20 protein-coding genes and 1 other RNA gene are annotated in these 24,166 nt (G+C 54.2%); 9 read left to right on the top strand and 12 right to left on the bottom strand.

The window, feature by feature from the left end; genetic code table 11:
• Positions 1-31: 31 nt before the first annotated feature.
• Complete coding sequence (bglA, locus tag SK33_RS04310; protein WP_048218552.1) at positions 32-1,465, top strand: 6-phospho-beta-glucosidase BglA; 1,434 nt, start codon at positions 32-34, stop codon at positions 1,463-1,465.
• Between the two features lie 93 nt (positions 1,466-1,558).
• Here bglA and SK33_RS04305 read toward each other — a convergent pair whose 3' ends face one another.
• The 8 genes from SK33_RS04305 to SK33_RS04270 all read right to left on the bottom strand — a co-directional run bounded on the left by SK33_RS04305 (position 1,559) and on the right by SK33_RS04270 (position 11,772).
• On the bottom strand, positions 1,559-2,302 hold the full coding sequence (locus SK33_RS04305) for an SDR family oxidoreductase (RefSeq protein ID WP_032937431.1): 744 nt from the start codon (positions 2,300-2,302) through the stop codon (positions 1,559-1,561).
• Positions 2,303-2,363: 61 nt separating this feature from the next.
• Positions 2,364-5,237 carry an aminomethyl-transferring glycine dehydrogenase gene (gcvP, locus tag SK33_RS04300; protein WP_048218553.1) on the bottom strand — a complete coding sequence of 958 codons (2,874 nt, stop codon included), beginning with the start codon at positions 5,235-5,237 and terminating at the stop codon, positions 2,364-2,366.
• Between the two features lie 131 nt (positions 5,238-5,368).
• Entirely contained in the window at positions 5,369-5,758 is a 390-nt protein-coding gene (gene gcvH, locus SK33_RS04295; RefSeq protein ID WP_003026965.1) for a glycine cleavage system protein GcvH, read from the bottom strand.
• A 25-nt stretch (positions 5,759-5,783) separates the two neighbouring features.
• Positions 5,784-6,878 (bottom strand): glycine cleavage system aminomethyltransferase GcvT, encoded by a 1,095-nt coding sequence (gene gcvT, locus SK33_RS04290; RefSeq protein WP_003026967.1) that lies wholly within the window; start codon positions 6,876-6,878, stop codon positions 5,784-5,786.
• A 452-nt stretch (positions 6,879-7,330) separates the two neighbouring features.
• Positions 7,331-8,533: an FAD-dependent 2-octaprenylphenol hydroxylase gene (gene ubiI / locus SK33_RS04285; protein WP_003026970.1), complete on the bottom strand. Its 1,203-nt coding sequence runs from the start codon at positions 8,531-8,533 to the stop codon at positions 7,331-7,333.
• A 135-nt stretch (positions 8,534-8,668) separates the two neighbouring features.
• Positions 8,669-9,847 carry a 2-octaprenyl-6-methoxyphenyl hydroxylase gene (ubiH, locus tag SK33_RS04280; RefSeq protein ID WP_003838251.1) on the bottom strand — a complete coding sequence of 393 codons (1,179 nt, stop codon included), beginning with the start codon at positions 9,845-9,847 and terminating at the stop codon, positions 8,669-8,671.
• Complete coding sequence (gene pepP, locus SK33_RS04275) at positions 9,844-11,169, bottom strand: Xaa-Pro aminopeptidase (RefSeq protein ID WP_048218555.1); 1,326 nt, start codon at positions 11,167-11,169, stop codon at positions 9,844-9,846. The genes ubiH and pepP overlap by 4 nt, the downstream gene beginning before the upstream one ends.
• 24 nt (positions 11,170-11,193) lie before the next feature.
• On the bottom strand, positions 11,194-11,772 hold the full coding sequence (locus SK33_RS04270) for a YecA/YgfB family protein (RefSeq protein WP_003026978.1): 579 nt from the start codon (positions 11,770-11,772) through the stop codon (positions 11,194-11,196).
• A 167-nt stretch (positions 11,773-11,939) separates the two neighbouring features.
• Between SK33_RS04270 and zapA the strand changes: the two genes are divergently transcribed.
• The 3 genes from zapA (at position 11,940) to SK33_RS04255 (ending at position 13,110) form a co-directional block, all read left to right on the top strand.
• Positions 11,940-12,269, top strand: coding sequence for a cell division protein ZapA (gene zapA, locus SK33_RS04265; protein WP_003026980.1), 330 nt, complete (start codon positions 11,940-11,942; stop codon positions 12,267-12,269).
• Positions 12,270-12,310: 41 nt separating this feature from the next.
• Positions 12,311-12,494: non-coding RNA, 6S RNA (gene ssrS, locus SK33_RS04260), on the top strand.
• Between the two features lie 19 nt (positions 12,495-12,513).
• Positions 12,514-13,110 (top strand): 5-formyltetrahydrofolate cyclo-ligase, encoded by a 597-nt coding sequence (locus SK33_RS04255; protein ID WP_048218556.1) that lies wholly within the window; start codon positions 12,514-12,516, stop codon positions 13,108-13,110.
• Between the two features lie 379 nt (positions 13,111-13,489).
• Here SK33_RS04255 and serA read toward each other — a convergent pair whose 3' ends face one another.
• Together serA and rpiA are read right to left on the bottom strand one after the other, a co-directional pair.
• The gene (gene serA / locus SK33_RS04250; RefSeq protein WP_003026984.1) at positions 13,490-14,722 is read right to left on the bottom strand and encodes a phosphoglycerate dehydrogenase; all 1,233 of its coding nucleotides are present in this window, start codon (positions 14,720-14,722) and stop codon (positions 13,490-13,492) included.
• A 271-nt stretch (positions 14,723-14,993) separates the two neighbouring features.
• Positions 14,994-15,653 carry a ribose-5-phosphate isomerase RpiA gene (gene rpiA, locus SK33_RS04245; RefSeq protein ID WP_003026986.1) on the bottom strand — a complete coding sequence of 220 codons (660 nt, stop codon included), beginning with the start codon at positions 15,651-15,653 and terminating at the stop codon, positions 14,994-14,996.
• A gap of 170 nt (positions 15,654-15,823) precedes the next feature.
• Here rpiA and argP point away from each other — a divergent pair, with 170 nt between their 5' ends.
• The 5 genes from argP (at position 15,824) to SK33_RS04220 (ending at position 22,369) form a co-directional block, all read left to right on the top strand.
• Complete coding sequence (gene argP / locus SK33_RS04240; protein WP_003026988.1) at positions 15,824-16,717, top strand: DNA-binding transcriptional regulator ArgP; 894 nt, start codon at positions 15,824-15,826, stop codon at positions 16,715-16,717.
• A gap of 232 nt (positions 16,718-16,949) precedes the next feature.
• Entirely contained in the window at positions 16,950-19,094 is a 2,145-nt protein-coding gene (gene scpA, locus SK33_RS04235) for a methylmalonyl-CoA mutase (RefSeq protein ID WP_048218557.1), read from the top strand.
• Positions 19,087-20,082, top strand: coding sequence for a methylmalonyl Co-A mutase-associated GTPase MeaB (gene meaB, locus SK33_RS04230; protein WP_048218558.1), 996 nt, complete (start codon positions 19,087-19,089; stop codon positions 20,080-20,082). Before scpA ends, meaB begins: the two co-directional genes overlap by 8 nt.
• A gap of 10 nt (positions 20,083-20,092) precedes the next feature.
• Positions 20,093-20,878 (top strand): methylmalonyl-CoA decarboxylase, encoded by a 786-nt coding sequence (gene scpB, locus SK33_RS04225; RefSeq protein ID WP_003026994.1) that lies wholly within the window; start codon positions 20,093-20,095, stop codon positions 20,876-20,878.
• A gap of 24 nt (positions 20,879-20,902) precedes the next feature.
• Complete coding sequence (locus SK33_RS04220) at positions 20,903-22,369, top strand: acetyl-CoA hydrolase/transferase family protein (protein WP_048218559.1); 1,467 nt, start codon at positions 20,903-20,905, stop codon at positions 22,367-22,369.
• Here the strand turns inward: SK33_RS04220 and srsR are convergent.
• Together srsR and SK33_RS04210 are read right to left on the bottom strand one after the other, a co-directional pair.
• Positions 22,366-23,262: a LysR family transcriptional regulator SrsR gene (gene srsR / locus SK33_RS04215; RefSeq protein ID WP_003026999.1), complete on the bottom strand. Its 897-nt coding sequence runs from the start codon at positions 23,260-23,262 to the stop codon at positions 22,366-22,368. The two genes, SK33_RS04220 and srsR, sit on opposite strands and share 4 nt — an antisense overlap.
• 123 nt (positions 23,263-23,385) lie before the next feature.
• Positions 23,386-24,132, bottom strand: a complete 747-nt coding sequence (locus SK33_RS04210; RefSeq protein WP_003027002.1) for an oxidative stress defense protein — start codon at positions 24,130-24,132, stop codon at positions 23,386-23,388.
• Between the last annotated feature and the right edge of the window lie 34 nt (positions 24,133-24,166).

The raw sequence follows: 24,166 nt of genomic DNA, 5'->3' as shown, positions 1-24,166 counted from the left end.
TCAGATTGTATTAATTTGAGACTGAGCGCAGATGAAAAAACTTACCTTACCAAACGATTTTTTATGGGGCGGCGCGGTTGCGGCGCACCAGGTTGAAGGCGGCTGGAACAAAGGTGGCAAAGGCCCCAGCATTTGCGACGTACTGACCGGAGGGGCACACGGCGTTCCGCGAGAAATCACTCAGGAAGTTGAGTCCGGTAAGTACTACCCCAACCACGAAGCTGTCGATTTTTACAGTCATTACAAAGAAGACATCAAGCTGTTTGCCGAGATGGGATTCAAATGCTTCCGTACCTCCATCGCCTGGACCCGTATCTTCCCCAAAGGGGACGAAACCCAACCGAATGAAGAAGGGCTAAAGTTCTACGACGACATGTTCGATGAACTGCTGAAGTACAACATTGAACCAGTCATCACCCTTTCCCACTTTGAAATGCCGCTGCACCTGGTTCAACAGTACGGTAGCTGGACCAATCGTAAAGTCGTCGATTTCTTTGTCCGTTTTGCTGAAGTCGTTTTTGAGCGCTATAAGCACAAGGTCAAATACTGGATGACCTTCAATGAGATCAACAACCAGCGTAACTGGCGCGCACCGCTGTTTGGTTATTGCTGCTCCGGCGTGGTGTATACCGAGCATAAAAACCCGGAAGAGACTATGTACCAGGTGCTGCACCACCAGTTCGTGGCCAGCGCGCTGGCGGTAAAGGCGGCACGTCGCATCAACCCGGAAATGAAAGTCGGCTGCATGCTGGCGATGGTGCCACTGTACCCGTTCTCCTGTAAGCCTGAAGATGTGATGTTCGCGCAGGAATCGATGCGTGAGCGCTACGTTTTCACTGACGTTCAGCTGCGCGGCTACTATCCATCATATGTACTGAACGAGTGGGAACGCCGCGAATTCAACATCCAAATAGAAGCCGGCGATGAGCAAATCCTGCGTGAAGGCACCTGTGACTATCTCGGATTCAGTTACTACATGACCAACGCGGTAAAAGCGGAAGGCGGCAGCGGCGATGCCATTTCTGGTTTTGAGGGCAGCGTACCGAACCCGCACGTAAAAGCCTCCGACTGGGGCTGGCAGATTGACCCCGTCGGTCTACGCTATGCCTTATGTGAGCTGTATGAACGCTACCAGAAGCCGCTGTTTATCGTTGAAAACGGGTTTGGCGCTTATGACAAAGTAGAAGAAGACGGCAGCATCAACGACGACTATCGCATCGACTATCTGCGCGCCCACATCGAAGAAATGATGAAAGCGGTGACCTATGATGGCGTAGACCTGATGGGCTACACGCCATGGGGCTGCATCGACTGCGTATCGTTTACCACCGGTCAGTACAGCAAACGTTACGGCTTTATCTACGTGAACAAACATGACGACGGCACCGGCGATATGTCGCGTTCACGAAAGAAGAGTTTTGACTGGTACAAAGAGGTGATTGCCAGCAACGGCGAGAATCTGTAATTTTTGCCGGATGGCGGCGTAAACGCCTTATCCAGCCTACAGGTTATACTCCCGTAGGCTGGATAAACGCAGCGCTATCCGGCAATCAAGTCCCTACTTCCCGCCCGCCAGTTCCAGAAAACTGCCCGTTACGTAAGATGCCTTCTCGCTCAACAGCCAGGTAATTGCCTGCGCGACTTCTTCCGGCTGCCCGCCACGCTGCATAGGCAACAGTGATTTCACGCGATCGACCCTTCCCGGCTCGCCGCCTGATGCGTGCATTTCAGTGTAGATAAGACCAGGTCGCACGCAGTTTACGCGGATCCCTTGCGCCGCAACCTCCAGCGCCAGGCCGGTGGTGAGCGTGTCCACAGCGCCTTTCGAGGCCGCGTAATCAACATATTCGAATGGCGCACCAAGCCGCGATGCCGCCGAAGAGACATTTACAATCGATCCACCCTGACCGCCGTGCTTGAACGACATGCGCTTTACCGCTTCCCGACAGCACAGAAAATAGCCGGTAACGTTGGTTGCCAGTACGCGATTAATTCGTTCGGCGGTTAAGTTTTCGACCGTGCTTTGCTCAAACAAGATCCCGGCATTATTCACCAGGGCAGTCAGTTGCTCGCCTTCACGGTCAATAGACTCAAACATTGCCACCACCTGGCTTTCATCACTGATATCCGCACGCAAAGCAAATGCTTTACCGCCTGCAGCGACGATGTTGTTCACCACCTCGGTTGCCGCACGAATATTGTGATGAAAATTCACGGCGACCGTGTAACCCTCTTGCGCCAGTTGCAGCGCGGTTGCTCGACCAATGCCACGACTGCCGCCCGTCACCAATGCTATAGCCATAACGTTTCTCCCAAAAAATAAAGGCGCCGAAGCGCCTTTAAAAGATAGTTGAATCAGCAGATTACTGATATTCGCTCATCGGTACGCAGGAGCAGAACAGGTTACGGTCACCGTAAACGTCATCAAGGCGTTTCACGGTTGGCCAGTATTTGTTCGCCACACCCGCCGGGAAGACGGCGATTTCGCGGCTATAACCGTGATTCCACTCCGCGACCAGCTCGTTTTGCGTGTGCGGTGAGTTAACCAGCGGGTTATCTTCCAGTGACCATTCACCGGCTTTCACGCGATCGATCTCAGAGCGGATTGCCAGCATCGCATTGATAAAGCGATCCAGTTCCACTTTGCTTTCAGATTCAGTCGGTTCAACCATCAGGGTACCCGCGACCGGGAATGACATAGTCGGCGCATGGAAACCGTAATCGATTAGACGCTTGGCAATATCCAGTTCGCTGATGCCGGTCTCTTCTTTCAGTGGACGAATGTCGAGAATACATTCATGCGCCACGCGACCATCGCGACCGGTATACAGTACCGGATAAGCATCTTTCAGACGGCTGGCAATGTAGTTAGCGTTAAGAATCGCCACCTGGCTTGCCTGCTTCAGACCTTCTGCGCCCATCATACGGATGTACATCCAACTGATTGGCAGAATGGATGCGCTACCGAACGGCGCCGCAGAAACTGCGCCCTGACGGGTCAGCATCCCTTCAATCTGCACTACGCTGTGGCCCGGTACAAACGGCGCCAGATGTGATTTCACGCCGATCGGTCCCATACCTGGGCCGCCGCCGCCGTGCGGAATGCAGAATGTTTTATGCAGGTTGAGGTGCGAGACATCTGCGCCAATAAAGCCCGGCGTGGTGATCCCAACCTGAGCGTTCATGTTCGCGCCATCCAGGTAAACCTGGCCGCCGAACTGGTGCACAACGTCGCACACTTCACGGATCGTTTCTTCATAAACGCCGTGGGTGGATGGGTAGGTCACCATGATGCAAGAAAGGTTGTCGGCATGTTGTTCTGCTTTTGCTCGCAGATCGTCCAGGTCGATGTTGCCGTTCTTATCACAGGCGACCACCACTACCTGCATACCCGCCATCTGTGCAGACGCCGGGTTGGTACCGTGGGCAGAAGCCGGGATCAAGCAGATATCGCGATGACCTTCGTTACGGCTTTCGTGATAATGACGAATAGCCAGCAGACCCGCATACTCGCCCTGCGCGCCGGAGTTCGGCTGCATGCAGACGGCATCATAACCGGTCAGTTTTACCAGCCACTCGGAAAGCTGGCCGATCATCTGGTGATAACCTTCAGCCTGCTCTGGCGGGCAGAACGGATGCAGCTCAGCGAATTCAGGCCAGGTGATAGGGATCATCTCGGCAGCGGCGTTGAGCTTCATGGTGCAGGAACCCAGCGGGATCATTGCCTGATTCAGCGCCAGATCTTTACGCTCCAGTGAGTGCATGTAGCGCATCATCTCGGTTTCACTGTGATAGCGGTTGAACACCGGATGGCTGAGGATCGCATCGTCACGCAGCATGCTTTCCTGAATAGAACGGCTGTCGAGCGCCACCTCTTTATCCAGCGTATCGATGTTAAGAGCGTGACTGTCGCCCAGCAGAACATTGAACAACTGCACCACGTTTTCACGGGTGGTGGTTTCATCGAGCGTAATACCTACCGCGTTATGGATATCGCTACGCAGGTTGATTTCTGCCGCTTCGGCACGCGCCAGCACTGCGGCCTTATCGGCTACTTCAACGCACAGGGTGTCGAAGTAATGTGCATGACGCAGCTTCAATCCTTTCTGTTGCAGACCAGCTGCCAGGATATCAGTCAGGCGGTGGATGCGATTAGCAATGCGTTTCAGGCCAACCGGACCATGATAAACAGCATACAGACTGGCGATGTTGGCCAGCAGGACCTGCGAGGTACAAATGTTGGAGTTCGCTTTCTCGCGGCGGATATGCTGCTCACGAGTCTGCATCGCCATGCGCAGTGCGGTATTGCCCGCCGCATCTTTGGAGACGCCGATAATACGGCCTGGCATGGAGCGTTTGAATTCGTCTTTAGCGGCGAAGAATGCCGCGTGTGGGCCACCGTAACCCATCGGTACGCCGAAGCGTTGTGCAGAACCGAAAACGATATCCGCGCCCTGTTTGCCCGGAGCAGTCAGCAGTACCAGCGCCATAAAGTCGGCAGCGACACTGACCACAACTTTACGGGATTTCAGCTCGGTAATCAGTTTGCTGTAGTCATGCACTTCACCGGTGGTGCCAACCTGCTGCAACAGCACGCCAAACACATCCTGGTGATCCAGTGCTTTCGCCGCGTCATCGACAATGACGTCAAAACCAAAGGTTTGTGCACGAGTACGCACAACATCCAGCGTTTGCGGATGAACATCAGCGGCCACAAAGAAGCGGTTGGCGTTTTTCAGTTTGCTGACGCGTTTTGCCATCGCCATCGCTTCAGCCGCCGCGGTGGCTTCATCCAGCAGAGAGGCGGAGGCCATGTCCAGACCGGTCAGATCCAGCGTCACCTGCTGGAAGTTGAGCAGCGCTTCCAGGCGCCCCTGAGAAACTTCTGGCTGATACGGCGTATACGCAGTGTACCAGCCCGGGTTTTCCAGCATGTTGCGCAGGATAACCGGTGGCAACTGCACGGCGGTGTAGCCCATGCCAATGTAGGACGTGAAGCGCTTGTTACGCCCAGCGATGGCTTTTAATTCAGCCAGCGCAGCGTATTCGGTCGCCGCCTCGCCCACCTGCGGCGGGGTTGCGAGCTGAATGTCTTTCGGCACAATCTGGCCGATCAGCGCGTTTAACGACTCGGCGCCAACCGCATTCAGCATCTCTTGCTGCTGCGCGGCGTCCGGTCCGATGTGGCGTTCAATGAAAGCGCCGCTGTTTTCAAGCTGGCTTAACGTCTGTGTCATGGGCGATGGTTCCTGAAACGTGCAGTGAATCGTGATTGTCTCTGTCTACGAGCCCGGCAGCGCTAGCGCTTACCGGGTCTACGCATGCTTTGTAGGCCGGATAAGCGCAGCGCCATCCGGCAAAAGCGTATTTACTCGTCTTCTAACAATGCTTCATATGCGGTCGCATCCAGCAGCGATTCAATTTCGCTTTCATCGCTGGCTTTGATTTTGAAAATCCAGCCGCCCGCATACGGCTCGCTGTTGACCAGTTCCGGGGAGTCGCTGAGCGCGTCGTTAACCGCCACAATCTCACCACCTACTGGCGCATAGATATCGGATGCCGCTTTTACGGACTCCGCAACGGCACAATCATCGCCCGCGCTCACAGTTGCGCCAACTTCTGGCAGGTCAACGAAAACCATGTCACCTAACAGCTCCTGAGCGTGTTCGGTGATACCAACGGTGTAAGAGCCGTCAGCTTCTTTGCGCAGCCATTCGTGTTCTTTGCTGTATTTCAGTTCTGCAGGTACGTTGCTCATCAATCAATCTCCAAAAAAGGATGAATTACGCGACGGCTTTGCCGTTACGCACAAAAACAGGTTTAGTTACTTTTACCGGCATTTCGCGGTTACGGATCTGCACGATCGCAGTTTCACCGATACCCGCAGGGACTCGCGCCAACGCGATGCTGTAACCAAGAGTTGGGGAGAATGTCCCGCTGGTGATAATGCCTTCCTGCTGGTTGCCGGAAGCATCGGTGAAGCGCACCGGCAGTTCATTACGCAGCACGCCTTTCTCGGTCATCACCAGCCCGACCAGTTGTTCGTGGCCTTTTTCACGCTGCATTTCCAACGCTTCACGACCGATAAAGTCGCGGTCAGCCGGTTCCCATGCGATAGTCCAGCCCATGTTAGCCGCCAGTGGAGAAATGCCTTCGTCCATCTCCTGACCGTACAGGTTCATGCCCGCTTCCAGACGCAACGTGTCACGCGCGCCGAGACCGCAAGGTTTAACGCCAGCCTGTACCAGCGCACGCCAGAAATCTGCCGCTTTTTCATTCGGCATGGCAATTTCATAACCTGCTTCGCCGGTATAACCGGTGGTTGCGATAAACAAGTCGCCCGCCTGAACGCCGAAGAACGGCTTCATGCCTGCTACCGCCTGACGCTGCTCGTCAGTAAACAACGTAGCTGCTTTTTCCTGTGCGTTTGGACCCTGTACCGCAATCAGCGACAGATCATCACGAACGGTGATGTCGATGGCGTAAGGTTCAGCGTGTTGGGTAATCCAGGAGAGGTCTTTTTCGCGGGTGGCGGAGTTAACAACGAGGCGGAAGAAGTCTTCAGTGAAGTAGTAGACAATCAGGTCATCTATCACGCCGCCCGAAGCGTTAAGCATACCGGAGTAGAGGGCTTTACCCGTCTTCGTTAGCTTCGCGACGTCGTTTGCCAGCAGATAACGCAAGAACTCCCGGGTGCGGCTACCGCGCAGGTCGACGATGGTCATATGCGACACATCAAACATTCCGGCATCGGTGCGAACAGCATGGTGTTCATCGAGCTGAGAACCGTAATGCAGTGGCATCATCCAGCCATGGAAATCGACCATGCGCGCGCCACATAGCGTGTGTTGTTCGTACAAAGGAGTCTGTTGAGCCATCTTTTCCTCGTTGAATAAGCGGGGCTACCAACTCTTTCGCGGTGAAATTTTCGCCACGAAACCCAGCACCGCAGCCGCTCCAGGGGCTACGACGCAAACGTTCTCTTTGTCCTGAACTTACCACCGAAACAGACGCTAAACCATAAGTCAAAATTAACCATCACATTAGCTTATGGCGAAAAACAGCCAGATCGGCAACAGAATAAAACTCCATGTATATAGTAAGAAATCAGAATAACAAACAAAGATAAGCGCAAACTTACAGCACCAATCCACATTAAATGTGGAAAAAATGTCAAAAATGGCGTTATGAAAAAAACGTGATATTAAAAAAACTAATGCGAAAAAAGGCGTGGAATTAGATTATTTCAAATGAGAGAAGCACCCCGGCGCGCAGGCCGGGAGAGGAAAGTGTGACGGGTCTCAAACTCTTAAGATTGTCCTTACGGACACTAACGTAACCACTCGGGAAGATCGTTCAGTCCCATCGCCTGACGGATGAGTTGTGGTTTTACGCCCGGGAGGGTATCGGCCAGCTTCAGCCCAATATCACGTAGCAGTTTTTTCGCCGGATTCTCGCCTGCAAACAGTTCACGGAAACCCTGCATCCCTGCCAGCATCAGCGCTGCGCTGTGCTTACGGCTGCGTTCGTAGCGGCGTAAATAGAGATACTGCCCAATATCTTTACCCTGACGCTGTAGCCGCTTAAGTTCATCGATCAGCTCTGCCGCATCCATAAAGCCAAGGTTAACCCCCTGACCCGCCAGCGGGTGGATGGTATGCGCCGCATCCCCCACCAGCGCCAGACGATGGGCGGCGAACTGACGGGCATAACGTCCCGTCAGCGGAAACGCCTGACGTTCGCTTTCAAGGCTGCACAGCCCCAGACGATTATCAAAAGCGATATTCAGCGCCTGATTAAACTCGTCAATGCTTGCCTGCTGCATACGTTCTGCTTCCTGCGGCGAGAGCGACCAGACGATAGAACACAGGTGTGGATCGCTGAGCGGCAGGAATGCCAGGATCCCCTCGCCGTGAAACGCCTGACGCGCAACCGCACCGTGCGCTTCCTGCGTACGGATAGTCGCCACCAGCGCATGATGACGATAATCCCAGAAGGTGAGCGGAATATCCGCTTTGTTGCGCAGCCAGGAGTTAGCACCATCAGCACCGACGACCAGGCGGGCCGTCAGCATTGCGCCATCTTTCAGGGTCAGAAATGCTTCGTTCTCACCCCAGGCCACCTGCTGTAATTCAGCAGGTGCCATCAGCGTAATATCCGCTGAACGCTGCGCCTTTTGCCACAGCGCATAATGAATCTCTGAGTTTTCGACAATGTGCCCCAAATGGCTGTAGCCCATGCTCTGGTCATCAAACGCAATACGTCCAAAGCTGTCTTTGTCCCAGACTTCCATGCCGTGGTAGCAGCAAGCGCGACGGGCAACAATGTCGGACCAGACGCCAAGACGGGTAAGCAGTTTTTCGCTGGCGGCATTAATGGCCGAAACACGAAGCTGAGGAGGTGCATCCGCCGCCAACGGCTGCGGAACATGTTGTTCTAATACAGCAACGCGCAACCCGCTGCCCTGTAAGCCGCAGGCAACCGCCAGTCCTACCATGCCGCCACCAACAATTGCTACATCAACACTTTGCACTGTTTGCTCCTGAAAATAGGACAATCAAAAACCGTAGGCCGGATAAGGCAAAGCCGCCATCCGGCATCAATTCCGCGACATTGCCTGATGGCGCTGCGCTTATCAGGCCTACTTAATTCGGCCTACAGGTTATATTTAGCGCGCAACCCAGCCCAGGGTCCGCTCCGCCAGCGCATCGCGCGCAGGGGGGAATAATTCCATCGCCATCAGCCCGGCATTACGCCCAACAACCAGCGGGGCCCAGTGATTGGCAAACAAATACACTAAATTATTGGTCACACCAATCGTCGTATCACGATCGCTTTCGCGGCGCTGCTGATAGCGTGCCAGCACCGCATAATCACCCACATCTTCCGCGCCGTTTTCCGCCTGCGTCAACGTCTCAGCCAGGCTCATTACGTCACGCAAGCCCAGGTTGAAACCTTGCCCGGCAATGGGATGCAGCGTCTGGGCGGCGTTCCCTACCAGCACGGTACGATGGGTAATCGCTTTCAGCGCTGTAGTTAACGAAAGCGGATAGGCGCTGCGTTTACCGGCCTGGGTAATACGTCCCAGTCGCCAGCCAAAAGCGGTTTGTAGTTCACGGCAAAACTGTTCGTCGGACCAGGCCATAATCTCATCACGCTGCTCCAGCGGATGGCACCACACCAGCGAGCAGCGACCGTCAGACATCGGCAGCATTGCCAGCGGACCATATTGCGTGAAGCGTTCAAACGCTCGCCCGTCGTGCGGTACAGAGGTCGTGACATTGGCAATTACCGCCAGTTGCTCATAAGGCTGTTGCAGCCAGTCAACACCGCAGGCGGTAGCCAGTGCGGAGCGCGTACCGTCGGCGGCCACCAGCAGGCGACCATCAATCACTTCGCCATTTTCCAGCGTAACTTCTACGCGCTCCTGTGTGCGCGACACGCTGGCTACGCGATCGGGGCAGTGCAATGTGACGCCCGGTGCTTTGCGCAGCAGCGCAAACAGACGCAGCCCGACGTCGTGCAGTTCTACCACCTGGCCCAGAGCCGGAATACGGTATTCCTGCGCATCCAGCGTCACAAATCCGGCATGACCGCGATCGCTGACGTGAACCGTTTTAATGGCCGTTGCGCAATCGGCAATCGCCTGCCATACGCCAATTCGCGCCAGCTGTTGGCAGGTTCCTGCCGCCAGAGCGATCGCCCTGGCATCAAACCCGGGATGGCGGTCAGTTTCAGGTTCGCTCGCTTCTATCAGATGAACCGGCAGAGTCCCATGGCTGAGCTGAGAAATGGCCAACGCCAGCGTCGCGCCAACCATACCACCACCAACGATAATCACGCTCATTGCAGTCGCGCCGCAGCCATTAAGGCTTCAATGTCATCCGCTTTCTTCACTACGCTGGCGGTCAGGTTTTCATTGCCGTCCTCGGTGATGAGAATGTCATCCTCAATACGAATGCCGATACCACGATAAGCCGGCGGTACATCGGCGTCTGGCGCGATATACAGTCCCGGCTCGACGGTGAGCACCATTCCCGGCTCAAGAATACGTGAGCGGTCCTGACCATAAACGCCGACGTCGTGCACATCCAGCCCAAGCCAGTGGCTTAGACCATGCATAAAGAATGGGCGATGTGCATTTTCGGTAATCAACTGATCGACATCACCGTGCAAAATACCGAGTTTCACCAGACCCGTAATAATGATGCGCACCACTTCGCCAGTGACTTCCTGAATGGACGTTCCGGGACGATACAGACGCAGGCTGGTCTCTAAGGATTCCAGCACGATATCGTAGATTTCACGCTGTGCTGGGGTAAATTTACCATTTACCGGAAAGGTACGCGTAATGTCGCCCGCATAGCCTTTGTATTCACAGCCAGCGTCGATCAGCACCAAATCGCCATCGCGCATTTCACTTTCATTTTCGGTGTAATGCAGGATACAGCCGTTTTCACCGCTGCCGACAATCGTGTTATAGGACGGATAACGCGCACCATGGCGGGTAAATTCGTGGTGAATCTCCCCTTCTAACTGGTATTCAAACATTCCCGGACGGCATTTTTCCATCGCACGGGTATGCGCCAGCGCGGTGATTTCTCCGGCACGACGCATGACCGCAATCTCTTCCGGTGATTTGAACAGGCGCATCTCATGCACCATTGGACGCCAGTCGATAATCGCGGCAGGTGCGTGCAGATTTTGTCTGGAGCCTTTACGCAGTTTATCCAGTGCCGTGCACACAATCTCGTCGGCCCAGGCATATTCGCCCTGTGCGTGGTAGACCGCGTCCAGGCCATTGAGCAACAGGTGCAGCTGTTGGTTGATTTCACTGAAGGCCAGCGCCCTGTCAACGCCAAGTTTTGCCGGGGCAGCATCCTGGCCCAGACGGCGACCAAACCAGATCTCCGCCGTCAGATCGCGAACCCGATTGAACAAAACGCTATGGTTATGAGTGTCATCGCTTTTAATCAGCACCAGCATGGCTTCAGGTTCGTTAAAACCGGTGAAGTACCAGAAATCACTGCTTTGGCGGTACGGGTATTCACTGTCCGCGCTGCGCGTCGCTTCAGGCGCGGCAAAAATCAGCGCGGCGCTGCCGGGCTGCATTTGTGCCAGTAAAGCCTGGCGACGACGCTGGAATTCTTGCTGAGATATCTCGCTCATCACACTCTCCTTTGCGTTTCGTTCTTAGTGCAGAGTCGGTTTACGAACTTCCGGCGCAGTCGGCTGCTGACGCGTAAACGTGTCATGACACAGCAAAGCGGCTACGCGCACGTATTCGATGATCTCTTCGAGCGACATTTCCAGCTCTTCCTGATCTTCGTCTTCGTCATACCCTAACTGCGCGATATTGCGCAGGTCGTCAATCGCTTCCCCGGTTTCGCCGGTTACTTTGTCGAGCTTCGGCTGCGTGACGCCAAGGCCCAGCAAAAAGTGGTTTACCCATCCCGCCAGCGCATCGGCGCGATCGAACACGCTGACGTCATCCCCTTCAGGCAGATAAAGCTGAAAAAGGAAGCCGTCGTCTTCGAGGGCATCGCTGGTGGCAGAGTGCATTTTCAGCAGCGCCTGAGCCAGCTCGTGACCAAAGGCCAGACCTTCGTTCGTCAGGTCGTGCAACAGCGGCTGCCATGAGCTGTCGTTGTTTCCACCGCAAATCATTCCGCTTATCAAGCCGTGCATTTCGGCCGGGGTTAATCCAGCCCCTTGTTGGTTCAAAAACTGGCTAACTTCGTTGTAACCAGGCATTTCGTTCTGTATAGACATAAGCATTCGTCATCAAAGGGAGGAATATTCATGGTATGCTACCACTTTGGACCCTGGTGGACCAGAAAAGGGCTTGTATCTTGATACCAGGGTAGCTATAGTGTCGCCCCTTCGCGGACCCACGGTCTGGAGACGAAGGCAGCGCAGTCAATCAGCAGGAAGGTGGCATGTCTGCACAACCCGTCGATATCCAAATATTTGGCCGTTCACTGCGAGTGAATTGCCCGCCTGAACAAAGGGATGCGTTGAATCAGGCTGCGGACGATCTCAATCAGCGATTGCAAGATCTGAAAGTTCGCACTAGAGTCACAAATACTGAGCAGTTGGTTTTCATCGCCGCGTTGAACATCAGCTATGAATTAACTCAGGAAAAAGCGAAGACGCGTGAGTACGCGGCGAGCATGGAACAACGTATTCGGATGCTACAACAGACCATCGAACAGGCGTTGCTTGATCAGGGTCGCATAACCGAAAAAACGGGCCAAAACTTTGAATAACACTTTTCGGTTTACTGTGGTAGAGTGACCGTGAAGACAAAATTTCTCTGAGATGTTTGCAAGCGGGCCAGTCCCCTGAGCCGATATTTCATACCACAAGAATGTGGCGCTCCACGGTTGGTGAGCATGCTCGGCCCGTCCGAGAAGCCTTAAAACTGTGACGACACATTCACCTTGAACCAAGGGTTCAAGGGTTACAGCCTGCGGCGGCATCTCGGAGATTCCCTTCTACCTGGCAACAGCCATGACATTACTTTCTGAACTCCCTTTATCCCGGCAAGAAATTCGTCAACTGATTCGGCAGCGTCGTCGTGCGCTTACCTCCGAACAGCAACGACAATACGGTCAGCAAGCCGCGACCCGAATGCTCAGCTTTCCCCCTGTTGTACTCGCTCATACGGTGGCAGTATTCCTCTCGTTCGATGGCGAACTCGATACCCAGCCGCTAATAGATCAGCTGTGGCGAGCGGGCAAGCGCGTTTATCTTCCGGTTCTTCATCCCTTCAGCGCCGGTAATTTGCTGTTCCTGCACTATCATCCGCATAGCGACCTGGTAACCAATCGCTTAAAGATCCAGGAACCACGACTTGATGTACGTGACGTATTACCGCTGCCACAGCTGGATGTACTGATTACGCCGTTAGTGGCGTTTGATGAATATGGGCAACGCCTGGGCATGGGCGGCGGATTTTATGACCGCACGCTACAAAACTGGCAGCAGCATAAGATCCAGCCCGTAGGCTACGCCCACGATTGTCAGCGAGTAGAAAAGCTGCCTGTTGAAGAATGGGATATCCCGCTGCTTGCGGTGGTGACGCCATCAAAAGTATGGGAATGGTAACTTTTTTGTCGATTGACAGCGCCGTTTTTTTAAACTAACTTTCTCGGTGAAGGGTGAGGGAGGCGAACCTCCCTCCTGCGTACTCTCTGTTAATATGCTGGCGAAGCGATGATTAACAGGATCAGCAGCATGATGACGTATCTCATCATCGTCCCTTTCCTTTTTAAAGCCCCTGCTTCGGTAGGGGCTTTCCCGTTTCAGCACGATGCTGAGCCCCTATCGTAAATTCCTTTTATTGATGTACAACGCAGAGCGCAGCCTTTAATTACCAATTGCGGCAAGGGTCGAAAACGGAATGCATGCGTTACACAAAGAGATAGTAAGGCAGGAAAATCAGAGGAAAGATGGGCAGGTCAACCGCCTGCCCATGTAGAGAAAATCAGTACAGCAGACGAGCACGAATAGTACCCGGGAGGGCTTTCATCGCCAGCAACGCTTTCTCCGCCACATCTTCATCCGCTTCAATATCAATAACCACGTAACCTACCTGTGCGGAAGTCTGCAGATACTGTGCGGCAATGTTGACGCCCTGCTCGGCAAAAATCTGGTTCAGCGCGGTCAGTACGCCCGGACGGTTTTCGTGAATGTGCATCAGACGACGACCGCCGTGTAGCGGCAGCGAAACTTCCGGGAAGTTAACTGCAGACAGCGTAGAGCCGTTATCGGAATACTTGGTCAGTTTCCCAGCCACTTCCAGACCGATGTTTTCCTGCGCTTCCAGCGTTGAACCACCAATGTGCGGCGTCAGGATCACGTTGTCGAAATCACACAGCGGCGAAGTGAAAGGATCGCTGTTGGTTGCCGGCTCGGTTGGGAATACGTCGATTGCCGCCCCTGCCAGGTGCTTGGTCGCTAACGCGTCGCACAGCGCAGGAATATCAACAACCGTACCACGTGCGGCGTTAATCAGCAGCGCGCCTGGTTTCATCAACGCAATCTCACGCGCGCCCATCAGATTTTTGGTGGAGGCATTTTCCGGTACGTGCAAACTGACCACGTCGCTCATATTGAGCAGGTCGGAAAGATGCTGCACCTGCGTGGCGTTGCCGAGTGGGAGTTTATTTTCTATATCATAGAAATAGACATGCATCCCCAGCGATTCCGCCAGAATGCCTAGCTGAGTACCAATGTGGCCGTAGCCGATGATCCCCAGTTTTTTGCCACGCGCTTCAAAGGAGCCGGTAGCCAGTTTGTTCCACACGCCGCGGTGTGCTTTGGCGTTCGCTTCGGGTACACCGCGTAGCAGGAGAAGCAGTTCGCCAATCACCAGTTCCGCAACGGAACGCGTGTTAGAGAATGGCGCGTTAAACACGGGGATCCCGCGCTTTGCCGCAGCGGTCAGATCAACCTGGTTGGTGCCGATACAGAAGCAGCCAATCGCGACCAGTTTCTCTGCGGCGTCAATCACATCTTCAGTCAGATGGGTACGGGATCGCAGGCCAATGAAGTGGGCATCACGGATGGACTCTTTCAGTTGTTCAGTGTCCAGAGCGCCTTTGTGAAACTCGATGTTGGTATAACCTGCTGCACGAAGGCTTTCGAGTGCTTTTTGATGCACGCCTTCTACCAGCAGAAATTTAATCTTATCTTTCTCCAGTGATACCTTTGCCATTTCCCCGACCCTGTCTTTTTTTGTTCAAACTGATGTGTTGTGTGTGGGATTTTCATCCGCCTCTTCAACATATCAAAAAATAATATTGCGGCAATATGAACGTTTGCGTCGCCGTGCTGAAGAAATGTCATTCAGAGAGAAATGTCAGAGGAAAATACTGGCGATAACTTTTTCTTTGGAGAGATCGGCAGGACAATATTATAAACGTGACACAAGTCACCAAATTTGCCCTGCCAAAATTTTTTTAACGGGAGAAGACACTCCCATCAGATCATTTTACGATAGTTTTCACGCCGTCTGGGGTACCGATCAGCGCGACATCCGCACCACGGTTGGCAAACAGACCGACGGTTACCACGCCCGGAATCGCATTGATGGCGTTTTCCATGGCCACGGCGTCAAGGATCTCCAGACCATGTACATCAAGGATCACGTTGCCGTTGTCCGTCACTACGCCCTGACGGTATTCAGGACGACCGCCCAGCTTCACCAACTGGCGAGCCACAGCGCTGCGCGCCATTGGGATCACTTCAACCGGCAGCGGGAAGTTGCCGAGAATGTCGACTTCTTTGGACGCATCCGCGATGCAGATAAATTTCTTCGCCACGGAAGCAATGATTTTTTCACGAGTCAACGCTGCACCGCCGCCCTTGATCATCTGCATGTGGCCGTTGATTTCATCCGCGCCGTCCACGTATACGCCGAGACTATCAACTTCGTTAAGATCGAACACGTGGATGCCAAGGCTTTTGAGTTTTTCGGTTGAAGCGTCCGAACTGGATACCGCACCTTCAATCTGACCTTTCATTGTGCCCAGCGCGTCAATAAAGTGTGCGGCTGTTGAACCTGTACCTACGCCCACAATGGTACCGGGCTGTACATACTGAAGTGCCGCCCATCCTACTGCTTTTTTCAGTTCATCCTGCGTCATGATCGTTTCGCCTGTGGTGTGAATATGGTGGGAAAATTCACGCGCATTATAGAACATTGTGCAGAAAAATGTCCCCACACCCGCTCGCAAGCGGCGGATTTCGTCTTTACCCAACCTAAATTTGTGTCATAGTGCAGAACAAGCAAAATTTTCAGGAGTGCGTCAAAGCAATGAAACGTCCGGACTACAGAACACTACAAGCACTGGATGCGGTTATTCGTGAACGAGGATTTGAGCGCGCGGCGCAAAAGCTGTGCATCACGCAATCCGCGGTTTCACAGCGCATAAAACAGCTTGAGAATATGTTCGGACAACCGCTGCTGGTGCGTACCGTACCACCACGCCCAACCGAACAGGGGCAGAAACTACTGGCGCTTTTGCGTCAGGTTGAACTGCTGGAAGACGAGTGGCTGGGTGATGAACAAACCGGATCGACACCGCTGCTGCTCTCACTGGCAGTGAACGCCGACAGTCTGGCGACCTGGTTGCTTCCGGCGTTAGCCCCGGTACTGGCCAATTCACCGATTCGGCTGAACCTGCAGGTTGAGGATGAAACGCGCACCCAGGAACGTCTGCGTCGTGGTGAAGTGGTCGGTGCGGTGAGTATCCAACATCAGGCGCTGCCAAGCTGTCTGGTGGATAAACTTGGCGCGCTGGACTACCTGTTCGTTGGCTCCAAACCTTTCGCCGAGCGTTATTTCCCTAACGGCGTCACCCGCTCCGCCCTGCTGAAAGCCCCGGCGGTAGCGTTTGACCATCTTGATGATATGCATCAGGCGTTCCTGCAACAAAACTTCGACCTGCCGCCGGGCAGCGTGCCGTGCCACATCGTTAACTCGTCTGAAGCCTTCGTCCAGTTGGCGCGTCAGGGCACCACCTGCTGCATGATCCCGCACTTACAGATTGAGAAAGAGCTGGAAAGCGGCGAGCTGATCGACTTAACGCCAGGTCTGTTCCAGCGTCGGATGCTGTACTGGCACCGTTTTGCACCGGAAAGCCGCATGATGCGCAACGTTACCGATGCGCTGCTGGAATACGGGCACAAGGTGTTGCGCCAGGATTAAACCGTTTATTGCTCCAGAGTGCCGGATGGCGGCGTAACGCCTTATCCGGCCGACAAGCCTTTACCCTCTATTCATGCTATTCCCGCCACGTCTTTGAAATAAATCACAAAATCAAACACGCCATGCGGCAAAAAACGACGCCCTGTTGGCTATTTTTTGCTGGCGACAAGCCAAATGAAAAAGCTCACCGTATCCGCAAAGATTCAACTTATTGCGTAATACGGAGCAAAAAATGGCAAATGTGCAGGAGTGGCAAACACTCGCTAATAAAGAACTCAGTCGACGGGAAAAAACCGTCGAATCGCTGGAAAGACAGACGGCGGAAGGAATTGCCATCAAGCCGCTATACACTGAAGCGGACCTCGATAATCTGGAAGTCACAGGCACTCTTCCCGGCCTACCGCCTTACGTGCGTGGCCCGCGCGCCACCATGTATACCGCGCAGCCGTGGACCATTCGCCAGTACGCTGGTTTCTCTACCGCCAAAGAGTCCAACGCCTTTTACCGCCGCAACCTCGCCGCCGGGCAAAAAGGACTTTCCGTCGCCTTTGACCTTGCCACCCATCGCGGCTATGACTCTGACAACCCGCGCGTGGCAGGTGACGTCGGCAAAGCGGGCGTGGCGATCGATACTGTCGAAGATATGAAGGTGCTGTTCGACCAGATTCCGCTGGATAAGATGTCGGTATCAATGACCATGAACGGCGCGGTGCTGCCGGTACTGGCGTTTTATATCGTGGCTGCAGAAGAACAAGGCGTAACGCCGGAGCAACTCACCGGGACCATTCAGAACGATATTCTGAAAGAGTACCTGTGCCGCAATACCTACATTTACCCGCCAAAACCTTCAATGCGCATCATCGCCGACATCATCGCCTGGTGTTCCGCCAATATGCCGCGCTATAACACCATCAGTATCAGCGGTTATCACATGGGGGAAGCCGGGGCGAACTGCGTCCAGCAGGTGGCGTTTACGCTGGCTGACGGCATTGAGTACATCAAAGCCGCGCTGTCTGCCGGGCTGAAAATTGATGACTTCGCGCCGCGCCTGTCATTCTTCTTCGGCATCGGCATGGATCTGTTTATGAACGTCGCCATGCTGCGTGCGGCTCGCTATTTGTGGAGTGAAGCAGTCAGCGGTTTTGGCGCAAACAACCCGAAATCTCTCGCTCTGCGTACCCACTGCCAGACCTCCGGCTGGAGTCTGACCGAGCAGGATCCTTACAACAACGTGATCCGCACGACCATTGAAGCGCTCGGCGCTACGCTTGGCGGCACCCAGTCTCTGCATACCAACGCCTTTGATGAGGCGCTCGGGCTACCCACCGATTTCTCCGCCCGCATCGCGCGTAATACACAGATCATCATTCAGGAAGAGTCAGAGATCTGCCGCACCGTCGATCCGCTGGCCGGATCGTATTACGTCGAGTCGCTCACCGATCAAATCGTGAAGCAAGCGCGCACGATCATCAAAGAAATTGATGAGGCAGGCGGCATGGCGAAAGCGATCGAAGCCGGGCTCCCTAAACGGATGATCGAAGAAGCTTCCGCGCGCGAGCAGTCGCTGATCGACCAGGGTAAACGCGTTATCGTCGGCGTGAACAAATACAAGCTGGATAAAGAAGACGAAACGTCGGTACTGGAAATCGACAACGTGAAGGTACGCAACGAGCAAATTGCCTCGTTGCAGCATATCCGCACAACTCGCGACACAGATGCCGTCAATGCCGCACTCGCGGCGCTGACCCACGCCGCGCAGCATAATGAAAATCTGCTGGCCGCCGCCGTTAACGCCGCCCGCGTTCGCGCCACGCTCGGTGAGATCTCCGACGCGCTGGAAACCGCTTTTGACCGCTATCTGGTTCCCAGCCAGTGCGTCACCGGGGTGATTGCGCAAAGCTATCACCAGTCCGACAAATCCGCCGATGAGTTCGACGCCATCGTTGCGCAAACCGAACAGTTCCTCGCGGAAAATGGTCGCCGACCGAGGATCCTGATCGCCAAGATGGGCCAGGATGGTCACGATCGCGGCGCGAAAGTGATCGCCAGCGCCTACTCCGATCTCGGCTTCGATGTCGATCTCAGTCCGATGTTCTCCACACCAGAAGAGATCGCCCGTCTGGCGGTAGAAAACGATGTGCATGTAATAGGCGCATCGTCACTGGCGGCGGGTCATAAAACGCTGATCCCGGAACTGGTTACCGCGCTCAAAAAATGGGGGCGTGAAGATATCTGCGTGGTAGCAGGAGGCGTTATTCCGCCACAGGATTACGCCTTCCTGCACGAGCATGGCGTGGCAGCCATTTATGGCCCCGGCACGCCAATGCTCGACAGCGTCCGCGATGTGTTAACCCGTATCAGTCAGCATCATGATTAACGCCGCCACGCTTGAGGATACCGTCCGTCGCTTGCGACTTGGCGAACGGGCAACGCTCGCCCAGGCGATGACGCTGGTCGAAAGCAGCCACCCGCGCCACCAGCCGCTGAGTACGCAGTTGCTGGACGCAATTATGCCGTTCACCGGTAACGCTCTGCGTTTGGGGATAACCGGTACGCCGGGCGCGGGCAAAAGCACCTTTCTGGAAGCATTCGGCATGCTGTTAATCCGTCACGGATTACGGGTGGCGGTGATCGCCGTCGATCCCAGCAGCCCGGTCAGCGGCGGCAGCATTCTTGGCGATAAAACCCGCATGACGGAGCTGTCTCGCGCCGAATCTGCGTTTATTCGCCCGGTCCCTTCCAGCGGTCATTTAGGCGGAGCCAGCCAGCGCGCCCGCGAATTAATGCTGCTTTGCGAAGCGGCTGGCTTTGACGTGGTGATTGTAGAAACCGTCGGCGTTGGGCAGTCAGAAACCGAAGTCGCAGGCATGGTGGATTGCTTTATCTCACTGCAAATTGCCGGCGGTGGCGACGATTTGCAAGGCATCAAAAAAGGTCTGATGGAAATGGCGGATCTGGTCGTCATCAATAAGGACGACGGCGAGAACCATGCCAGCGTGGCCATCGCCCGCCATATGTACGAATCCGCCCTGCATATTCTGCGCCGTAAATATGACGAGTGGCAGCCGCTGGTTCTGACCTGTAGCGCCCTGGAAAAACGCGGTATTGAGGAGGTCTGGCAGGCGATAACCGACTTTAAAACGTGCCTTAGCGCCAGCGGTCGACTGGAAAAAGTCCGCCAGCAGCAGGCGGTGGACTGGTTACACCAGCAGGCTGAAGAAGAAGCCCTACATCTGCTGTTTGCGCGGACTGATTTCGACCGCTATTTCCAGCAGACGCTACAGGCCGTCAAAAATAACGATCTGTCGCCGCGCACCGGTCTGCGGCACATCAGCGAATTTATCCAGCATCATTACTTTCAATAAAGAGAACATTATGTCTTATCAATACGTCAACGTGGTCATCATCCAGAAAGTCGCGGTTATTGAGTTCAATTACGCCCGCAAGCTCAATGCCCTGAGTAAAGTGTTTATTGACGATCTGATGCAGGCGCTGAGCGATCTCAATCGTGCGGACATTCGCTGCATCATTCTACGCGCTCCGAGTGGAGCCAAAGTTTTCTCTGCCGGGCATGATATTCATGAACTCCCGACCGGACGTCGCGATCCGCTCTCCTATGACGATCCGCTGCGTCAGATAACCCGCATGATCCAAAAATATCCAAAACCGGTGATCTCTATGGTTGAAGGCAGCGTCTGGGGCGGCGCATTTGAGATGATCATGAGTTCCGATCTGATCATCGCCGCTGAAACATCCACCTTCTCGATGACCCCGGTCAACCTCGGCGTGCCGTATAACCTGGTCGGCATCCACAACCTGACTCGCGACGCCGGTTTTCACATCGTGAAAGAGCTGATCTTTACCGCCTCACCTATCACCGCTCAGCGTGCGATGGCCGTCGGGATCCTCAACCATGTGGTTCCTGTAGACGAACTGGAGGATTTCACTCTGCAAATGGCGCACCACATCTCGGAGAAAGCGCCGCTGGCGATCGCTGTCATTAAAGAAGAGCTGCGCGTGCTGGGTGAAGCGCACACCATGAATTCCGATGAGTTCGAGCGCATTCAGGGCATGCGCCGCGCGGTGTACGACAGCGAGGATTATCAGGAAGGGATGAACGCGTTTATGGAAAAACGTAAACCTAATTTTGTCGGCCATTAATCACGTCTGAGGAAGGAGACGGCCATGAAACGGATGAGCGCCGAACAAGCGGCAGAAATTATCCAGCACGATGATATGGTGGCGTTTAGCGGCTTTACCCCCGCGGGTTCGCCAAAAGCGTTACCCACCGCAATTGCCCAACGCGCCTGCGAACAGCATCAGAACGGACAGCCTTTTCAGATCCGCCTGCTGACCGGAGCATCAATTGGCGCCGCCGCTGATGATGTACTATCCGCGGCGGATGCCGTTTCCTGGCGTGCGCCTTATCAAACGTCATCGGGCCTGCGCGACAAAATTAATCAGGGCCAGGTGAGGTTTGTCGATCTCCATTTGAGCGAAGTGGCGCAAATGGTTAATTACGGCTTTTTTGGCGAGATCGATGTTGCCGTCATTGAAGCCTCAGCCATCGCGCCGGATGGCCGGATTTGGCTGTCCAGCGGTATCGGTAATGCCCCCACCTGGCTGCTGCGGGCGAAAAAAGTGATCATTGAATTGAATCATTACCATAATCCGCGTGTGGCGGAGTTTGCCGACATCGTGATACCCGGTGCGCCGCCGCGGCGTAACAGCGTACCCATTTTTCATACCATGGATCGCGTAGGCAGTCAGTGCGTACAGATAGACCCCAAAAAGGTGGTTGCGGTGGTGGATACCGAACTGCCCGATGCAGGAAATGCATCGGATAAAATCAATCCGGTCAGCCAACAAATTGCCGATAACGTAGTCTCTTTTCTACTGGCAGAAATGGCGCACAAACGCATTCCAGCTGAGTTTTTGCCCTTACAAAGCGGGGTGGGCAATATCAACAACGCGGTAATGGCTCGACTGGGCGAGAACCCGGATATCCCGCCCTTTATGATGTATTCGGAGGTGTTGCAGGAGTCGGTTGTGCATCTGCTGGAAACGGGCAAGATTAGCGGTGCCAGCGCCTCCAGCCTGACCATTTCAGCCCCGTCGCTACAGAAGATTTACGACAACATGGACTTCTTCGCCAGCCGGATTGTATTGCGCCCGCAGGAGATCTCCAATAACCCGGAAATCATCCGTCGACTGGGGGTTATTGCGCTCAACGTCGGTCTGGAGTTTGATATCTACGGTCATGCCAATTCCACGCACGTTGCGGGGGTGAACCTGATGAACGGCATCGGCGGCAGCGGGGATTTCGAGCGCAACGCCTACCTGTCTATCTTTATGGCGCCGTCGATTGCCAAAGGCGGGAAAATCTCAACCATCGTACCGATGTGCAGCCATGTCGACCACAGCGAACATAGCGTTAAAGTGATCGTGACCGAACAAGGGATTGCCGATCTGCGTGGGTTATCTCCGATGCAGCGGGCGCACACAATTATCAATAACTGTGCGCATCCGCTTTACAGAGATTACTTGCACCGCTATCTGGAAAAAGCGCCCGGCGGGCATATCCATCACGATCTCAGCCATGCGTTCGATCTGCATCGCAACCTTCTCGAAACAGGCTCGATGCTAGGTTAACTTGCACTACCGTCACGATCTTCAGCAATATGCTGGAGCATGGTGGCGGTATAGCGATGATTTTTCAGCGAATAGAGAAACTCCTGCATATACATGGGACTGCCGGGCGCGTCGAAATATTTCAGCGTCGACGGGTTCACCAGCCGCCAGGCGAAGTGAGGGATCACCGTCAAAAACTGCCCGCGCTCCACCGCGCTAATCTTGGCCATAAAGCTGTACGGACGATAGATAATCGTCGGGTTGATCCCGCAGGGTCGCATGTATGCATCAAGCATCGCCTCAAAGTTGGCGCGATTCTGGAAGCGCATTTGCAGCCAGGGCAGCTCGCGCAGCAGATCCTGCGGCTGTTTTTCTTCATAGCGCCGGGAAACGAGAAACCCCAAACGCAGCGGAGGCAGTTCGCTGATCGCCAGATTTTCCAGCTCCTGCACGCGGGGGGAAACGTGCTGCGGCGAGATAATAAAATCCAGTTTGCGATCGAACAGGTTATCAATCACCCCATTCTCGCTGAATTCAACGGCCTGAGCCGTCACACCGTCATACTTGTCACCAAGGCTAATCAACTGGTCAAAAATAATCGTTGGGTAGGTATTGTCGATGCCGATAACAATTTCCCGCGAGCGGCGAGAGGCGTTATGGATTTCGTTATCAATGGCAGAGAGGCGCTGATAAACGGGAAACAGCTTCTGATACAGCTCTTGTCCTGCTTTATTCAGGCTGATGTTGTTATCTTTGCGGGTAAACAACGTATAGCCGATTTGATCTTCCAGTGCAGCAATGCTTTTACCGAAGGGCGATGCGGTCATATGTATTTTTTCTGCCGCTCTGGCGATGTTATTGGTTTGCGCCAGCAGAATGAAATTACGCATCTTTTTCGAGATAAAAATATCCATAGCGTCCCCTTAAAAATCGCTATGGCCTATCCTCATTACGGCGAAAAAAAAGACCGGATGTGAAGTCTCATTTTTACAGTTGCTCACAGAAAAAACCCGGCTGGAAAGCCGGGTCTGCAACAATTACTGAGTTTTGGCTGGCGTTGCAGCTGGTTGCCCCGCCGTCGGCTCAATCTGGAAGACGACATCAACCTGATCGTCAAACTGAATAACCGGCTGTTCGTAGGTTTCCTGAGCAGAAGCAGCAGGTGCGGCATCTGCTTTCATCATCCGAACCATCGGGCTAGGCTGATAATTGGAAACGTGGTAGCGCACGCTGTACACCGGGCCAAGTTTGCTATTGAAGCCCGCAGCCAGCTGTTCAGCCTGATGAATGGCATCATCAATTGCCGCTTTACGCGCTTTATCTTTGTAAGCATCCGGTTGGGCAACACCAAGCGATACCGAACGGATCTCATTCAGACCAGCCTTCAGCGCGCCATCGAGCAGAGCGTTAAGTTTGTCCAACTGGCGCAGCGTGACTTCAACGGTGCGCACCGCACGATACCCTTTGAGGATACTTTTACCGTTCTGGTAGTCGTAATCCGGCTGGGTACGCAGGTTTGCAGCGCTAATATCTTTCTTCGCTATCTGGTTCTGTTCAAGGAAGGACAGATATTGCGCCACGCGCTCATCGGCCTGCTTCTTCGCTGAAGCCGCATCCTTGGCAGCAACGTTCACTTCAATTGCCAGCGTAGCGATGTCTGGTGTCGCATCCACGCTTGCTGTTCCGGAAGTCACGATGTGCGGTCCATTTGGCAACTCATTTGCCTGTACCGATAGTGCGCTGAATCCGACTAATGCCGCCAGGGCCATTATTTTGAACTTCACGGTCGTTCCTCCATGTTTCAATAATTACCCCGAA

The organism is Citrobacter sp. MGH103 (assembly GCF_001034475.2).
Taxonomy (GTDB): domain Bacteria; phylum Pseudomonadota; class Gammaproteobacteria; order Enterobacterales; family Enterobacteriaceae; genus Citrobacter; species Citrobacter freundii.
The sequence above is the reverse complement of the archived record's forward strand: the minus strand, read 5'-3'. Positions and strand labels throughout refer to the sequence as shown.

Bases quoted from the DNA above. Each gene is read 5' to 3' on its own strand.
- SK33_RS04255 (WP_048218556.1), top strand. From the start codon at position 12,514: ATGACATTACTTTCTGAACTCCCTTTATCCCGGCAAGAAATTCGTCAA.
- rpiA (WP_003026986.1), bottom strand. From the start codon at position 15,653: ATGACGCAGGATGAACTGAAAAAAGCAGTAGGATGGGCGGCACTTCAG.
- serA (WP_003026984.1), bottom strand. From the start codon at position 14,722: ATGGCAAAGGTATCACTGGAGAAAGATAAGATTAAATTTCTGCTGGTA.
- scpB (WP_003026994.1), top strand. From the start codon at position 20,093: ATGTCTTATCAATACGTCAACGTGGTCATCATCCAGAAAGTCGCGGTT.
- SK33_RS04305 (WP_032937431.1), bottom strand. From the start codon at position 2,302: ATGGCTATAGCATTGGTGACGGGCGGCAGTCGTGGCATTGGTCGAGCA.
- ubiH (WP_003838251.1), bottom strand. From the start codon at position 9,847: ATGAGCGTGATTATCGTTGGTGGTGGTATGGTTGGCGCGACGCTGGCG.
- pepP (WP_048218555.1), bottom strand. From the start codon at position 11,169: ATGAGCGAGATATCTCAGCAAGAATTCCAGCGTCGTCGCCAGGCTTTA.
- SK33_RS04220 (WP_048218559.1), top strand. From the start codon at position 20,903: ATGAAACGGATGAGCGCCGAACAAGCGGCAGAAATTATCCAGCACGAT.
- gcvT (WP_003026967.1), bottom strand. From the start codon at position 6,878: ATGGCTCAACAGACTCCTTTGTACGAACAACACACGCTATGTGGCGCG.
- zapA (WP_003026980.1), top strand. From the start codon at position 11,940: ATGTCTGCACAACCCGTCGATATCCAAATATTTGGCCGTTCACTGCGA.
- srsR (WP_003026999.1), bottom strand. From the start codon at position 23,262: ATGGATATTTTTATCTCGAAAAAGATGCGTAATTTCATTCTGCTGGCG.
- SK33_RS04270 (WP_003026978.1), bottom strand. From the start codon at position 11,772: ATGTCTATACAGAACGAAATGCCTGGTTACAACGAAGTTAGCCAGTTT.
- gcvH (WP_003026965.1), bottom strand. From the start codon at position 5,758: ATGAGCAACGTACCTGCAGAACTGAAATACAGCAAAGAACACGAATGG.
- meaB (WP_048218558.1), top strand. From the start codon at position 19,087: ATGATTAACGCCGCCACGCTTGAGGATACCGTCCGTCGCTTGCGACTT.
- argP (WP_003026988.1), top strand. From the start codon at position 15,824: ATGAAACGTCCGGACTACAGAACACTACAAGCACTGGATGCGGTTATT.
- bglA (WP_048218552.1), top strand. From the start codon at position 32: ATGAAAAAACTTACCTTACCAAACGATTTTTTATGGGGCGGCGCGGTT.
- gcvP (WP_048218553.1), bottom strand. From the start codon at position 5,237: ATGACACAGACGTTAAGCCAGCTTGAAAACAGCGGCGCTTTCATTGAA.
- scpA (WP_048218557.1), top strand. From the start codon at position 16,950: ATGGCAAATGTGCAGGAGTGGCAAACACTCGCTAATAAAGAACTCAGT.